Origin of the sequence: Bradyrhizobium sp. 62, from assembly GCF_023073035.1 — a bacterium.
In the GTDB taxonomy this organism is placed as follows: domain Bacteria; phylum Pseudomonadota; class Alphaproteobacteria; order Rhizobiales; family Xanthobacteraceae; genus Bradyrhizobium.
Genome location: NZ_JADPIT010000035.1, coordinates 59,576 through 73,378 on the forward strand (window position 1 = coordinate 59,576; position 13,803 = coordinate 73,378).

Sequence of the window (13,803 nt, forward strand, 5' to 3'; positions counted from 1 at the left end):
CTGCAAGATCAATGGGTTACGCGGGCACGGAATTGGCCGGAAGCCGTTTGACTCGTCGGGCAAAACACCGGCAGGACGGCATCATCCCCACGAACCACATCTCTCGTCCCCGCGACTAACGATCGCCTCCGCGTCGAGGCGAAAGTTCGGATGGAGCCGACCTGTGGCGCTTGCCTTGCCGTCGCGTGCGTATGATTTGCAGATGCTGGACCGGCCCGCCGATCGCGCGCGTGATCATGGCTGGGTCTACGGCCTGCCGCCGGGCATCACGAGCGAGCAATGGCCGCTCGACCCAGTCACCGGGTTTCCGCTGATGCATGGTTTTACACTTCTGCTGCCGGAGGATTATCGCGTACACGGCGAGGACATCGTTGCGGTGTCGTTCTTCGCGACCGCGCCCGATCACAATGACGGTGGCGCGCCTGACGACCCCGCGATTCGCGAGGCGGTGCTGGCGCGGCCCTCGCATCCGCGCCTCTCGCGCATGACTGACATCCTTGATTACGAATATGCCGCGCTGCTGCTGACCAAGAGCGAGTACGAGGGCGCGTTCGCGACGCCGCCCGCGCCGCTTCCGCTTGCGACGGCTGAGCGGCCGCGCTGGCTTGATGTCGGCGGCGCCACCGCTTTCTTCGAGACCGCTGCGCCTTACGCGAAGAAGATGTTCGCCGGCCCTCCGCGCGCCGATCTGGCCGAGAACCGCGCGATCGCGTTGCAGCCACGTGCGAGCGATCCCAACGCCGGCAAGGGCCCGCAGGACGAGCACACGCGCCAAAATCCGCCGAGCGGCTATCAGCCCTATTACTATTACGTCGGCGGCGTGCCGAGCCGCGACAATTTCCGCCTGCACGATTGGAGCCGGGACCACGCCCACAACCACCTCGGCGGCACCATGCGGCCCTGCCAGGCGGTGCCGGAGATGAGTCCGTTCTACATCGAGTTCGAGGAATATTTCGGCGGCTACAATTTCGGCGGCGGCAACGCACAGCTCGACTTCAAGGACATGAAGTTCGAGTGGGCCTGCGGGTGATCACACGCCGCGCTTCGGCCCGATCGCCTCGAACCCCGCCTTCTGCTCGTCGCTTAAGTCAGCCTCGAAATCATCAAGCGCGTCGCTGACGCCGTTCACCGCTTGCAGCATCGTCTCCAGCCGCGCCTTCACGGCCGTGAGGCGGGCCTGCGGTGTCGCTGCTGGCTGGGAGGAACAGGCGCTCAGCGTTTCCATGGTGCGCAGCGTGGTGTCCTGGAGCACGTCGAGGCGGGCGCGGGCGGTGTCGTCGAGCTTGAGCGTGGAGGCGATCTCGGCCGCGGGCCATTGCTGCTGAATGAGCTGCTCGTATTGGCGCTGCAGCTTCTCGTCGTAGCGAGGATCGCTGTCCGCCTGGCAGGCCGATGCCGCCTGGGGATTCTTTTGCTGCATCGCTGCAAGCGCGGCGCGGCGGTCCTTGGCCAGGCCGTCGAGCTTGGCTCTCTGGTCGTCGTCGAGGAGATCGACGAATTTTGCCAGCGAAGGTGCGACCGCGTCCGTCGCCTTGATCATGGCCTCGATGCGCTCGCGCATCAGGCCGAGGCGCTCCATCGCCGTCGCGGGGACCTGCGCCGGACAGGCGGCGCGGATGGTGTCGCGCGCGGATGCCCACGCGGTCGCAAGCTCGTCGAGCGCTGTGCGCTGCAATTCATTCGGCTGCACGGTAGCGGCGATGCGATCGACCGGCAGGCCGCCGGTGTCGCTGGCATCGCAGACCGTCTCCGCGGTCGGGACTCGCCGTCCGCGCCGGCCGTGCGGCGCGGTGTAGGCGGCAAGCTCGGTGGCCGCATAGGGCGCGAAGATCGCGGCATAGATGTCGCCATAGCCGTAAAGCGAGAGGCTGGTCGTATCGCCGAGGATGATTGCGGTGGTGAGATCGTCATGCGCGAACGGCCAGAACACGGGGCCGACCCAGCCGTAGCTGCCGTCGGGGTGGCGCCACCATCCCTGCGGACGGCGGCCGCCGTGCCAGCCCGACAGCGCGGCTTGCGCCGTCATTGCGGCACGGAGGACGTAAGGATTCGCAGGCTGGCCGCGCTCTGCGCCGCGAGGATCTTGCGACCTCAACGCTGCGGAGCGGTATCGGCTGCCCCGCACCGCCATGCGGGCATGGCGCAAGCGAGACATACCGATCATGTGGCCGACGGCAAAGCGCGCAACACCGAGCGGGCCGCCGCGGAAGCCGAACTGCGCCTCGGCGCGACTTGGCAACAGCACCGCCAGAATCACGAGGGTTGCGCCTGATAGCGCCAGCCCCAGCCTTGGCCTGAGCGCCAAGCGTGATCTCGACATGACCACTGACCTGTCCACCTTGGCCCTCCTCCGGCGCCAAGCGCGCATCGCGTCGCATCACAACGACGCGCGAGGGAACCAAATGTTCCGGAAGCGCACAGGGCAAAGCGTCGCAACGCGCACCGGGCGGGCAGAGCCGATGCGCCGTCACTCCGCCTTCTGCGGCAGCACGAAGGTCTGGCCGGGATAGATCAGATTGGGATTGTGGATCTTGGCGCGGTTGGCGTTGTAGATCACGGCAAAGCGGGCGCCGTCGCCGTAAGCGAGCCGGCTGAGCGCCCACAGGCTGTCGCCGCGGGAGATCACCCGGCTGCCGCCTGTTTCCGCCGGTGCACCACTGACGATTTCCGCCGGCGAGGCCGATGCAACGGTCGTGGCCGCGGGCGCCCGCGCCATGACCCCCGACCCGCCCTTTGGTTTCGGTGCGCCCATCAATCTCGGCCGGGCCGCAGGCCTGTCCGATAAAGATGCCACCACATCCGACTTGTCGTCGGGCTTCTCGGCCTTCGCTTCCTGCTTCGTCTCTTGCCTCGCGGCCGGTGCAGGGCGCGCGGGCGGCGGCGCGGCTTCGGCGATCACCACCGGCATGCTGCGGCCGGATTGCGTGACAGTGCCGTCAGGCGATTTCGCCCGCAGGGTGAGCTCATAGGAACCGGCGGGAAGCTGCGGCGGCGTCATCACGAATTGGCCCGACGCATCCGCCACCACCGTGTCGAGCGGCTTGCCGTCGCGCAGCAGCTCGACCTTGGCGCCCGGCGTCGCCTGGCCCGCGATCACCGCCGCCTCGCCGTGGTCATCGACGCGCGCGACGTCGAAACGGGGGCCGGTATCGGCAACCGCCGGCGGCGGCTTGACCGGTGCAAGATCGGCAAGCGCGGCCGTGACCTGCTTCTGGGTTTCAGCCAATGCACCCGCCTTCGGTTCGGGGGCCGGCGCCGGAGATGCAGTTGGCGCCGGCGGCGCGACCGCGGCGAGCTTGGGCTCTTCCGGCTTGAGTTCCGGCTTGGATTCGACCTTGGGCTCGACCTTGGGTTCCGGCTTGGCGGCGATGTCGGTCTTCGCCCCTATCGGCAGCAGGCGACGCAGCTCGGTGGGGCCGATCACCAGCACGGTACCGCCCACCGCGAGCAGACAGAATGCAATGAAGGCCTTGGATGCGGTCACCATCGGAAACGAACCTTGATCAGGAAGAACCTTGCAAATCAATCGAGCCGGCAAGGTGCGCCGTTTTAGCCACGGCAGCAAGACGGTCGATAGGATGATGAGCCGGCGCCGGGGATGAACCGGCGCACCCCCGCCGACGTCAAATGATCGAGGCCGCATCGCGGTATTTTTCTCGAGGAATTTTCACCGTGAACGCATTTTGCCGTCCCGCACAATTGCCGGTACTTGGGCTGGTGGTGGGGCTCGCGCTTGCCCCGACGCTGGCCGCAACTCCGGGGCTCGCCGCGTCCGGCCCGCCGCCGGATTACATCCTCACCGACAATGCCGATCTCGCCTTCACCTCGCCCGACGGCGCCACTCGGATCGAGCAGTACATGAAGGACAGCGGGGATTTGGACGTCAAATGGCAGGCCTGGGCGAGGCGTGGCGAACAGATGACGGAGCTGAAGCCCGAGCAGGGTTACGGCGCCGGCTTCCGCTTCACGCCCGACTCGCAATGGCTGGTGCGGATGCAGAAGACCGGCTCCGGCGAGCAGGACCTCTATCTCTACCATGTCGAGAAAGGCGCCTTCGTCAGCGCGACGAAGACGCCGTTCAGCGACTTGGCCTGGGCCTATTTCCACAGCCGCCCGGACACCGGGAAGATGAAGCTCGACTACCACATTTCGGCCAATCTCGTGAAAGGCACCGAAGAGGCTTATCGCGGCCTCGGCGTGCACTGGCCGGACAACCGTTACCTCGTCATCTCGCTGTCGGGTGAAATGGACAAGCACCCGAAGAACGTCGCCGTGAAGGGGTTGGCCGACTGGCGCTGCCGCTATGATCTCAAGACCGGGACCTTCGACGTGCCGGCGATGTTGACCAAGACCAATGCGGAAGCGTTGAGATGGGAAATCCGACGCTGAGGGAACCATGGCCCACCGCGCCTTCAGACAGCGATGGAACCAACCCTCTGATTACGCTCCGATTCATGTTTTCCTAACCCTTACTGGTAACGCGGTCTTGTCGGTTTTGCCGCATCTTGCATCCCACGGGAGGGCTGCATGGGCACATCGATCCGATGGAGCGCGCGCATGCGCGCGTTGCTGCGCCGTTGGCGCGGCGCGCCGCTGACATGGCTGATCGCAGGCGGCTTCGTGCTGATGGCCGCAATGGCGATCGGCACCGCGCTTACCGTCGACCGCTTCCGGCAGAACGCAATCGAAAGCGGCCGCGACAGCCTTGAGAGCGCGGTCCGGTTGCTTGCCCGCCATTTCGACCGCGAGTTCGAGGACTTCGCGGTGCTGCAGAAGAGCATCATCGCCGAGCTCGAAAGCCACGGCATCGAGTCCGCTGATGTCTTCCGCAGCGAGATGGGCACGCTCGCCGTGCACGAAGTGCTGCGCGCCAGAGCCAGCGGCTGGTCGGACGTCGCCGGCGCCAATTTGTTCGACGCCAAGGGCGTGCTGATCAACTCGTCGCGGCGCTGGCCGGTCGCCGATGTCTCGGTCGCCGACCGCGGCTATTTCAATCGCCTCAAGAACGACCCAGCTTCGCAGGAGGAGGTCGAGGTCGTGCCCGGACGGTTGGGCAGCGGACCGGCGATCGTGTTCGCGCGCCGCGTCTCCGGTCCTCACGGCGAATTCCTTGGGCTGGTGTCGCGCGCGATCGCGCCGGACCAACTCGAATCCTTCTTCGCCTCAAGCGGGCTCGGCGAGGAATCCTCGATCGCGATGCACCACCAGAACGGCCAGTTGCTCGCGCGCGTTCCGCATGTGGACGCGATGATCGGGCAGAATTTCCGCAATGGAACGTCCGAGCAGATGGCGGTGTTCGAGCGCACCTTCGTCACGACCCAGCTCGCAAGTCCGATCGACGGCAAGGATCGCATCGTCGCCGCACGCCTCCTGACCGGCGAGCCGCTGGTCGTGGTTGCGACCAGGTCGCTGGATGCGACGCTGGCGACATGGCACACGCAAACCAAATTCTTCGTGGCCGTAGCCGTGCTGTCGATCGGCCTACTCGTGCTCACGCTCTATTTCATCTTCCGCCAGATGACCCGCCGGCTCGCCGTGGAGAAGCACCAGCTCGACACCGCGATGAACACGATGACGCAGGGTCTCCTGATGTTTGACCAGGACGAGCGGCTGATCGTCTGCAACCGGCGCTACATCGAGATGTATGGCCTATCGGCCGACGTGGTGAAGCCCGGCGCGTATTTCCGCCAGGTGATCCAGCACCGCCACGACACGGGTTCGTTCCACGGCGACGTCGATTCCTATTGCGACGGCATTTTGGGCAATGCCGGGCAGACGCAGAGCACGATCGTCGAGACCTCCGATGGCCGCCTGATCGAGATCAAGAACCAGCCCGGCGCCGCCGGCGGCTGGCTCGCGACCCATGACGACGTCACCGAGCGCATTCGCGCCGACGAGCGCATCGCGCATATGGCGCATTACGACGCGCTGACCGACCTGCCCAACCGCGTGCTGATGCGCGGCCATCTGGAGCGGCGTGTCGCGGAGCTTGCCCAGGGCAAGCCGTTCGCGATCCTCTATATCGACGTCGACGAGTTCAAGGGCGTCAACGATTCGCTGGGACACGAGGTCGGCGACGAGCTGCTGCGCCAGGTCGCGAACCGCCTGCGCGCCTGCATCAGCGGCAACGACATGGTGGCACGGTTGGGTGGCGACGAATTCGCAATCGTCAAGGCCGGCACCCGCGACGTGGCCGAGCTGACGGCGCTGGCCGAGCAGATCCTGAAGGCGCTGCGCGCGCCCGTAAACTACAATGGCCAGGAAATCCCGACCGATGCCAGCATCGGCATCGCGATCGCGCCCGACCACGGCGACAATCTCGACGATTTGCTCAAGCGCGCGGATCTCGCGATGTATGCGGCGAAATCCGAGGGCCGCCGCACCTTCCGCGTTTTCGCGCCCGCATACGACGCCAAGGCGCGGCTGCGCCGCCAGCTCGAGTTCGATCTGCGCCAGGCGCTGGCCCGCGGCGAGTTCGAGGTGCACTACCAGCCGCTGGTCGATCTTGCGGCCAACGTGGTCACCGGCTGCGAAGCGCTGCTGCGCTGGCACCATCCGGAGCGCGGCATGGTCTCGCCCGCCGACTTCATCCCGGTTGCGGAAGAAACCGGATTGATCGGCGAGATCGGCGAATGGGTGCTGAGGCAGGCCTGCACCGAGGCCGCCTCCTGGCCCGGCGACATCCACATCGCGGTCAATGTTTCACCGGTGCAGTTCCGCTCGCGGACGCTGGCGCTGAAGGTCGCAGCCGCGCTCGCCGAGTCCGGTCTCGCACCCGGACGGCTCGAGCTCGAGATCACCGAGACGGTCCTGATCCGCGACGACCAGGAGGCGCTGACGATCCTGCAGCAGCTGCGCAAGCTCGGCGTGCGCATTGCGCTCGACGATTTCGGCACCGGCTATTCGTCGCTGAGCTATTTGCATCGCTTCCCGTTCGACAAGATCAAGATCGACCGCAGCTTCATCTGCGACATCGGCCAGTCTGAAGATTCCTCGCCGATCGTGCAGGCGGTGGTGCACATGGCCGCCGCCCGCCACATGGCGACGACCGCCGAAGGCGTCGAGACGGAAGCGCAGCGCGCGGTGCTGCTCCAGCTCGGATGCAGCCAGATGCAGGGCTGGCTGTTCAGCCCGGCCGTGCCGGCGGCGAAACTGAAGCAGCTGTTGTCGGCACAGGCGGCCGCGGCCTAGCGCGCCCCGGTCATCGCCGTCGCCTCCGTTTGGAGGATTTGTCGCCGAGCCGGGCAAGGCTTGTCCGTCTTGAAATCCAACCGTTCCACGCCACGAGCGTGCCCGATCGCGACATCGATGTGGCGGCCGTGTGGCGGCCTGCGCCCTTTTCTCACCAGCACTTCTCCTCCCCGGCCGCTCACCGTGCGTTCGCGAAAGCGCGGGCCGGCTTGGAGCAGGATCGGACAAAGCATGGCGGGTTCAGGAAATACGCACCGTAACCGCGGCGCATAGAACACGCGCCGTTCCGTACAAATACGGACGACTGATCGAAAGCCCGAGCTGATCAGCAGGAGCCACACCATGACCGGGAACACTGCACTCATGCGCAATCCCTCGCACAAGGGCTTGCCGCCCGCACCCGACGCACAGCCTGACGACCACTCGACGTCCGAGCGGCGCGCCGCCGACGGGGAGATGGCGCGCGTGCTCAGGACCCAGCCGTTTCGCATGGCGCTGGACTCCTCCGGTGCCGGTATCGCGCACTGGAAGCATGATCCGCTGCACGACGTCGTCGAGCCCATGCGCCACCACGTGATCATGGCGCATAAAGGCGTGATGCAGCGCATGGAGCGGCGCTCGGGAAGATCGATCGCGATCGGCACGTTTCGTCCGGGGGTCCTGAACATCGTTCCGGAAGGGTCGAGCTCCCGATGGGACATTCCGAAGCCCGTCGACGTCGTACAGCTTTACCTTCCCGACGCAACGCTGCAGCGCATCGCCGGCGAGGCCGGGACCGCCGGGCCCGCCGAATTGATTGAGCGAACGGCGCATCCCGACACGATCACGTCCCGACTGCTCCTGAGCGCGGCGGATTCGCTAGAGAGCCATGGCGTCCTTGATACGCTATTCCGGCATCAGCTCACGGATCTTCTGGCCACGCGCCTTTTGGCTGCGCATGCAGGGTCGCCAACCACGTTCCAGCCGACCATGGGCGGACTGGCGCCGAAGGTCCTGCTCCGTGCGATCGAACGATTGCGCTCCGACAGCGAAGCGGACGTCTCGCTCGATGCGCTGGCGTCCGATGCAGGTTTGTCGCGCTTTCATTTCTGCCGGTCCTTCAAGGAGAGCACCGGGCTGTCGCCGCATGCCTGGCTTCGCCAGCACCGGCTCGAGCAGGCCATGAACATGCTGCGGGAGAGCGACGAATCGATCGTCTCGGTCGCCGCGGCGCTTGGTTATTCCTCGCAGACCGCCTTCGCCGCGGCATTCAAGAAGCTGACGGGCGAGACGCCGAGCGATTGGCGCAGGCGCGTGCGTTAGCAGCAATCTCTCGACAGCGACGGCAATCGCGCTGGGGCAACGGCGAATCGGGTCGGCTACATCATCTCCATGTCCAGACCAATCGAGGGAGACCAAAGATGACCTGGAAAAACTTCGTCAGCCGACGGTTGATCTCATCACGCCGCCGGAGCCTCGCAACCGCGACCTTGTACGGACTCTCGCTGGCCGTTCGCTTCACGTCGGCGACGGGCGAGGAAGTGGAAATTCCGGCTTACAACATGCACCCGGCACAGCCGTCCGTTTCCATCATGATCCGAAATGGCCCCGGGCTTCCCTATCAGGACTGGAGTCGAGGTGAGCTTCAGCCCGTCGTCTTGGGCTACGGCCAGCCGCCGAGATCGGTGATGGCACGCTGCATCGGGCCCTAACCAGCGACCCAACCCACCCACGCGCCGACGCCGGCCGCTGCCCTGAACGCAGCAGCGCGGTCGCGCGCGGTCTTTCGAACAGCAACCAAGGAGAAAATCCATGCGACTCGTCGTCATCGGCGCCGGCTTCGCCGGCATATACGCCGCCCTTTCCGCAGCGCGACTGCGCGACATCCGGGGCGTCTCGCCGCAAGATCTGCAGATCGCGATCGTCTCCCCGGAGCCGACGCTGGTGGTCCGTCCGCGGCTCTACGAGCCGAAGCCGGAAACCCTGACGGCCCCGCTGCTTGAGGTCCTCGAGGCGATCGACGTCGACTACATTCAGGGCAGCGCCGAGACGATCAACACCGAGGCCCGAACGGTGCAGATCAGGCCCGCGAAGGGCCCGCGAAAGACGCTGTCCTACGACCGCCTGGTCGTGACGACCGGCAGCCGGCTATTCCGTCCGAACATTCCGGGCCTCGCCGAGCACGGCTTCAGCGTCGATTCGCTCAACGATGCCGTTGCGCTCGACAAGCATCTGCATGGCCTCGCGGAGCGGCCTGCCGTGAACGGACGCGACACGGTCGTCGTCGCCGGCGGCGGCTTCACCGGGATCGAGGCGGCCACCGAAATACCGGCGCGGCTGCGCGAAATCCTTGGCCCCAATGCCAGGACGCGCGTCGTCATCGTCGATCGCAACATTGCGATCGCACCCGACATGGGTGCAAGCGCCCGCCCCGTCATCGAGGAAGCCTTGCGCAAGATTGGCGTCGAGACACGGCTCGGTGCTGGCGTCGCCGCGCTCGACGAGACCGGCGTCACCTTGTCCAGCGGTGAGCACATCGAAACCGAGACGGTGATCTGGGCGGCGGGCATGCGTGCAGCGCCGCTGACCGGGCAGATTCCCGCCGAGCGCGACAATTTCGGACGGTTGCTGGTCGATCGCTGCTTGCAGGTGCCAGGCGTTCAGGGTGTCTTCGCGGCCGGCGACGCAGCACGCGCCGCCTGCGACGACGAGGGCAATTACGCACTGATGTCGTGCCAGCACGCCACGCGAATGGGCGCCTTTGCCGGCAACAATGCCGCGGCCGAATTGCTTGGCGTTCCGACCAGGCCCTACCACCAGAAGGCCTACGTCACCTGCCTGGACCTCGGCGAAGCCGGCGCGCTGTTCACACGCGGATGGGAGCGCAAGGTCGAGCTGGTCGGCGACGTCGCCAAGAAGACCAAGCGTGAGATCAACACCGTCTGGATCTATCCGCCGAAGGCGGAGCGCGCCTTGGCGCTCGCGTCGGCCGATCCGGAACGAGTGACCAGCCTCTAGCGACCAAGCGATCACGGCTGCGCACTCCCCCGGCGGCGCTGCCTGCTCAACCACCAGCCGGAAGCCCCTATCTTTGAAACAGGAGACCAACATGAATCTGCACAACACCTCATATCCCGTGTCATCGGGACCCGAAGAGCTCGTTCCGTCGCGCTACGCGCTGAAGATCGGCGAGATCGACGTGCTGGTGGTGAGCGACGGCGTGCTGCCGCTGCCGACCACGATGCTCGCGCACAACGCCGACCCGGCGGTGCGGGCGACCTGGCTGCACGACATGTTCCTGCCGCAGGATGCTTTCGACTGGGCGCTGAACGCCGTCATGGTCCGCAGCGGCGGCAAGACCATCCTCATCGACGCCGGGCTGGGCTCGGACCCGAACTTGAACTTGCCGCGCGCCGGGCAGTTGATCAGGCGACTGGCGGCCGCGGGCATCGATCTTTCGGCGGTAACCGATCTGGTGCTCACCCATCTGCACATGGACCACATTGGCGGGCTGCTGGTCGACGGCGTGAAGCAGCAGCTGCGCAAGGACCTGCGGATTCACGTCGCGGCCGCAGAGGTCAAGTTCTGGGAAGCGCCTGATTTCTCCCGCACTGCCATGCCGGAAGGGTTCCCGGACGCGCTGCGATCGACCGCCAAGCGGTTCCTGAAGGAGTACGGCCCTCAGCTGCGGCTGTTCGATGACGAGCAAGAGATTGCGCCTGGCGTCGTCGCCCGTCGCACGGGCGGTCACACCCCCGGACACAGCGTGGTTCGCATGGCGGCCGGCGACGACGCGCTGACATTCGCCGGCGACGCCGTGTTTGCCGTCGGGTTCGAGCAACCCGACTGGCACAACGGTTTCGAGCACGACCCCGAGGAGGCCGCGCGCGTTCGCGTTCGTCTGTTGCGACAGCTTGCCGAGACCGGCGAAATGCTGGTGGCCACGCACCTGCCGTTCCCGTCCGTGGGCCGGGTGGCTGCCGACGGCGACGCCTTCCGTTGGGTGCCGGTGTTCTGGGACTACTGACCGCTTGCCGGGTCAGAGCCGAAGCAGGGCGCGGACTCGATAGGTCCGCGCCCTTGAAAATAGGATCAAACATCGACCCTCGCGGTTATCGCCCCGCTGAGACGGCTGGAATCGGTCGGCGGCGCCAGCCAGCATTGCGTCACGTCGCGCAGGCGGCTCCTCGTCTGCGCTCGTGCGCGCGCGAATCGAGCGAGGCGATATGGCGATCGCGGCATTCAGGATGGTCACTCTCGTAGCGGTTGCTGCCATGGTCGGCCCATCCGTGCAGGCCCGCGACGACGGTCGCTACGCGAACTCTCCCCTCAAGGGCTGGTTCGAGAGCCTGCACAGCAAGGGCGGCGGTCCCTGCTGCGCCGATGCCGACGGCACCGCGCTGGACGATGTCGACTGGGACACGAGCAACGGACATTATCGCGTGCGACTCCTGGGCGACTGGATCGAGGTGCCCGACGACACCGTGATCACCGAGCCGAACCGCGCCGGCCGCACCATGGTCTGGCCGTATTACGTCAACGGCCGCGCCAAGATCCGCTGCTTCATGCCGGGCAGCATGACTTGAGATTTTGAGTTCTGATGTCCCGGCTCGGCCCAGCATACGATGATGCGCCGCTGAACCGGCCGGCGCGGGCTCACTTGACCTGCTTGGCCGCGTGGATCTCGACGAACTCGGCATCGGGATGCGCGACGATGGTCGCGAACATGATGCCGCTGATGATGAGCGACCAGGCGGTGTCCCAATAAATCCAAAACACGTGCCAGCCTCCGTTTCGATCTGCTCCGCCCGCGGGATCAGGGTAACGGCAAGGCGAGGCTGCCGTTCCCAGTGCGCGGGCGGCGCGGGCGAGGTGCTATTTTGGTTTGGTCGGCGCGGAGTTGGGATCGGTTTGGGCGGTGTGGCGCTTTGCCACGACGTCCTCGTCGCGCTCGCCCTGACGCGGGCGCGGCGGCAGCTTGGGCTGGCCGGCCTGACCGCCATGCTTGCCGCCCATGTCGGGCTTACCTTCGAGATCGTTTTCACGGGGCATGCCGGTTCAATGCGCTCGCGCGGCATTGGTTCGGTTCGGCTGTGAACGAGTTCATAGGATCGCCGCGATTTGCAGTGCACGATAGCCAGGCCCGCCCCCGGGAGCATTCTCATTCATATGACTGACGGATACGGCCTGATGCGGAAGCCACTCGTCGCCTGGACGATCCTGACCTGCGCGCTGCTCGCGGTCACCGTGTGGACCGTGCTCGGGCCGCCCCACGTCCCGCCCGGGCCCCATCTGCCCTCCCGCACAGCGGCGATACGGTAGATCTCCCACCGATACCATTTCGGCATCGATCGATCCCAATTGGAGTTTGGTGCGGCGGGGCGGCTGCCGCTATCCTCGCCGGCAAAACGACAAATGCCGCACCGGCATCCAGGAGGACCCCCATGGTGAGATCGACCCGACGCATCAGATCCGGCGTACCCCGTGCCGCGATCGCCACCACGCTCGCTTTCCTCACTCTCATTTCTGGAGTCCGCGCTGGCATGGCCGAGACCTTCGCCTATATCGGCAATGCCGACAGCAACGACATCAGCGTGTTCAAGATGGCCGAGAACGGCGAGATGACGCCCGTGCAGACGGCCGCCTTCACCGGCGTCGAAAAGCCCGGCTCCTCGACGCCGCTCGCGATCACGCCCGATCATCGCGTGCTGATCGCCGGTGTCCGCTCGCAACCGTTCGTTGCGGTGAGCTTTGCGATCGATCCCAAGACGGGCCAGCTCAGCCATCTCGGCAACGGCCCGCTCGCCGACAGCATGGCCAATATCGCCATCGACCGTAGCGGCAAATTCCTGTTCAGCGCCTCCTATGGCGGCAACAAGGTCGCGCTGAATCCGCTGCTCGCCAACGGCGTCGCAGGCGAGCCAAAGCAGGTGATCCCGACCGGGCTGAACGCGCATGCCTTCCTGCCCTCGCCCGACAACCGCTTCGCGTTCGCGACCAATCTCGGCTCCGACCAGATCCTGGCCTTCACATTCGACGCCACGACCGGCACGCTCACGCCGAGCGATCCGCCGGCTCACAAGGTACCGGAGAAATCGGGGCCGCGGCATTTCGTATTCCACCCCAACGGCAAGTTCGTCTATCTCCTCCACGAGCTGAACGGCGACGTCGCGGCGTTCGCCTATGAGGCCAAGGGCGGCGCATGGGACGAGATCCAGCGCACCAGTGCGCTGCCAGAAGGATTTACCGGAAAGCCCTGGGCCGCCGACATCCACGTCACCCCCGACGGCCGCTTCCTCTACGCCTCCGAGCGCACCACCAGCACGCTCACCGCCTACAAGGTCGATGCGACAAATGGCAAGCTGACCGCGATCGGCAGCGTGCCGACCGAGAAGCAGCCGCGCGGCTTCCACATCGATCCCGGCGGGCGCTACCTTGCCGCAGTGGGCGAGCTCTCCGACAGCATGACGGTCTATGCCATCGACCAGAGCAGCGGGGCACTCGCCAAGCTGAAATCCTACGCCACCGGCAAGAAGCCGAACTGGGTGGAGTTCTTGAGCCTGCCGTGAGGGGGCTCCGCTGCGAGATGAGTTCGGCCTGCATGGTTCGAGACGCCCGCTTTGGCGGGCTCCT

At 66.0% G+C, this 13,803-nt stretch carries 15 protein-coding genes; 10 read left to right on the forward strand and 5 right to left on the reverse strand.

All coding sequences use genetic code 11. From position 1 onward, the window contains the following. Positions 1–163: 163 nt before the first annotated feature. On the forward strand, positions 164–1,030 hold the full coding sequence (locus tag IVB47_RS34455; protein ID WP_346730832.1) for a hypothetical protein: 867 nt from the start codon (positions 164–166) through the stop codon (positions 1,028–1,030). On the opposite strand, the gene IVB47_RS34460 is transcribed toward IVB47_RS34455, so the two are convergent. Together IVB47_RS34460 and IVB47_RS34465 are read right to left on the reverse strand one after the other, a co-directional pair. Beyond that, positions 1,031–2,320 carry a Spy/CpxP family protein refolding chaperone gene (locus tag IVB47_RS34460; RefSeq protein ID WP_247468313.1) on the reverse strand — a complete coding sequence of 430 codons (1,290 nt, stop codon included), beginning with the start codon at positions 2,318–2,320 and terminating at the stop codon, positions 1,031–1,033. It lies immediately after the preceding gene. A gap of 147 nt (positions 2,321–2,467) precedes the next feature. Then, complete coding sequence (locus tag IVB47_RS34465) at positions 2,468–3,487, reverse strand: LysM peptidoglycan-binding domain-containing protein (RefSeq protein ID WP_247468316.1); 1,020 nt, start codon at positions 3,485–3,487, stop codon at positions 2,468–2,470. 185 nt (positions 3,488–3,672) lie between these two features. On the opposite strand from IVB47_RS34465, the gene IVB47_RS34470 reads away from it, so the two are divergent. Both IVB47_RS34470 and IVB47_RS34475 read left to right on the forward strand, forming a co-directional pair. Further along, positions 3,673–4,389 carry a hypothetical protein gene (locus tag IVB47_RS34470; RefSeq protein ID WP_247468317.1) on the forward strand — a complete coding sequence of 239 codons (717 nt, stop codon included), beginning with the start codon at positions 3,673–3,675 and terminating at the stop codon, positions 4,387–4,389. A gap of 138 nt (positions 4,390–4,527) precedes the next feature. Then, positions 4,528–7,191 carry an EAL domain-containing protein gene (locus tag IVB47_RS34475; RefSeq protein ID WP_247468319.1) on the forward strand — a complete coding sequence of 888 codons (2,664 nt, stop codon included), beginning with the start codon at positions 4,528–4,530 and terminating at the stop codon, positions 7,189–7,191. On the opposite strand, the gene IVB47_RS34480 is transcribed toward IVB47_RS34475, so the two are convergent. Beyond that, entirely contained in the window at positions 7,188–7,556 is a 369-nt protein-coding gene (locus IVB47_RS34480) for a hypothetical protein (RefSeq protein ID WP_247284763.1), read from the reverse strand. The two genes, IVB47_RS34475 and IVB47_RS34480, sit on opposite strands and share 4 nt — an antisense overlap. Between IVB47_RS34480 and IVB47_RS34485 the strand changes: the two genes are divergently transcribed. The 5 genes from IVB47_RS34485 (at position 7,534) to IVB47_RS34505 (ending at position 11,756) form a co-directional block, all read left to right on the forward strand. Further along, positions 7,534–8,493 (forward strand): AraC family transcriptional regulator, encoded by a 960-nt coding sequence (locus tag IVB47_RS34485; RefSeq protein WP_247468322.1) that lies wholly within the window; start codon positions 7,534–7,536, stop codon positions 8,491–8,493. The two genes, IVB47_RS34480 and IVB47_RS34485, sit on opposite strands and share 23 nt — an antisense overlap. 98 nt (positions 8,494–8,591) lie before the next feature. Then, positions 8,592–8,882, forward strand: coding sequence for a hypothetical protein (locus IVB47_RS34490; protein WP_247468325.1), 291 nt, complete (start codon positions 8,592–8,594; stop codon positions 8,880–8,882). A 100-nt stretch (positions 8,883–8,982) separates the two neighbouring features. Continuing rightward, entirely contained in the window at positions 8,983–10,188 is a 1,206-nt protein-coding gene (locus IVB47_RS34495; protein WP_247468327.1) for an FAD-dependent oxidoreductase, read from the forward strand. A gap of 91 nt (positions 10,189–10,279) precedes the next feature. Beyond that, positions 10,280–11,197, forward strand: a complete 918-nt coding sequence (locus IVB47_RS34500) for an MBL fold metallo-hydrolase (protein WP_247468329.1) — start codon at positions 10,280–10,282, stop codon at positions 11,195–11,197. A 199-nt stretch (positions 11,198–11,396) separates the two neighbouring features. Then, positions 11,397–11,756 carry a hypothetical protein gene (locus IVB47_RS34505; protein ID WP_247468331.1) on the forward strand — a complete coding sequence of 120 codons (360 nt, stop codon included), beginning with the start codon at positions 11,397–11,399 and terminating at the stop codon, positions 11,754–11,756. Positions 11,757–11,826: 70 nt separating this feature from the next. Here the strand turns inward: IVB47_RS34505 and IVB47_RS35470 are convergent, their stop codons facing one another. Both IVB47_RS35470 and IVB47_RS34510 read right to left on the reverse strand, forming a co-directional pair. After that, entirely contained in the window at positions 11,827–11,949 is a 123-nt protein-coding gene (locus IVB47_RS35470) for a hypothetical protein (RefSeq protein ID WP_256379023.1), read from the reverse strand. A 96-nt stretch (positions 11,950–12,045) separates the two neighbouring features. Continuing rightward, positions 12,046–12,222, reverse strand: a complete 177-nt coding sequence (locus tag IVB47_RS34510; RefSeq protein ID WP_247284757.1) for a hypothetical protein — start codon at positions 12,220–12,222, stop codon at positions 12,046–12,048. Between the two features lie 138 nt (positions 12,223–12,360). Here IVB47_RS34510 and IVB47_RS35475 point away from each other — a divergent pair, with 138 nt between their 5' ends. Both IVB47_RS35475 and IVB47_RS34515 read left to right on the forward strand, forming a co-directional pair. Then, complete coding sequence (locus tag IVB47_RS35475; protein WP_256379024.1) at positions 12,361–12,492, forward strand: hypothetical protein; 132 nt, start codon at positions 12,361–12,363, stop codon at positions 12,490–12,492. Between the two features lie 122 nt (positions 12,493–12,614). Beyond that, on the forward strand, positions 12,615–13,739 hold the full coding sequence (locus IVB47_RS34515) for a beta-propeller fold lactonase family protein (RefSeq protein WP_247468333.1): 1,125 nt from the start codon (positions 12,615–12,617) through the stop codon (positions 13,737–13,739). Positions 13,740–13,803: the final 64 nt, after the last annotated feature.

Excerpts from the sequence above, each read along its gene's own strand:
- IVB47_RS34460 (WP_247468313.1), bottom strand. The coding sequence starts at position 2,320 with ATGTCGAGATCACGCTTGGCGCTCAGGCCAAGGCTGGGGCTGGCGCTA.
- IVB47_RS34465 (WP_247468316.1), bottom strand. The coding sequence starts at position 3,487 with ATGGTGACCGCATCCAAGGCCTTCATTGCATTCTGTCTGCTCGCGGTG.
- IVB47_RS34475 (WP_247468319.1), top strand. The coding sequence starts at position 4,528 with ATGGGCACATCGATCCGATGGAGCGCGCGCATGCGCGCGTTGCTGCGC.
- IVB47_RS34485 (WP_247468322.1), top strand. The coding sequence starts at position 7,534 with ATGACCGGGAACACTGCACTCATGCGCAATCCCTCGCACAAGGGCTTG.
- IVB47_RS34480 (WP_247284763.1), bottom strand. The coding sequence starts at position 7,556 with ATGAGTGCAGTGTTCCCGGTCATGGTGTGGCTCCTGCTGATCAGCTCG.
- IVB47_RS34490 (WP_247468325.1), top strand. The coding sequence starts at position 8,592 with ATGACCTGGAAAAACTTCGTCAGCCGACGGTTGATCTCATCACGCCGC.
- IVB47_RS34495 (WP_247468327.1), top strand. The coding sequence starts at position 8,983 with ATGCGACTCGTCGTCATCGGCGCCGGCTTCGCCGGCATATACGCCGCC.
- IVB47_RS34500 (WP_247468329.1), top strand. The coding sequence starts at position 10,280 with ATGAATCTGCACAACACCTCATATCCCGTGTCATCGGGACCCGAAGAG.
- IVB47_RS34505 (WP_247468331.1), top strand. The coding sequence starts at position 11,397 with ATGGCGATCGCGGCATTCAGGATGGTCACTCTCGTAGCGGTTGCTGCC.
- IVB47_RS34510 (WP_247284757.1), bottom strand. The coding sequence starts at position 12,222 with ATGCCCCGTGAAAACGATCTCGAAGGTAAGCCCGACATGGGCGGCAAG.
- IVB47_RS35475 (WP_256379024.1), top strand. The coding sequence starts at position 12,361 with ATGCGGAAGCCACTCGTCGCCTGGACGATCCTGACCTGCGCGCTGCTC.
- IVB47_RS34515 (WP_247468333.1), top strand. The coding sequence starts at position 12,615 with ATGGTGAGATCGACCCGACGCATCAGATCCGGCGTACCCCGTGCCGCG.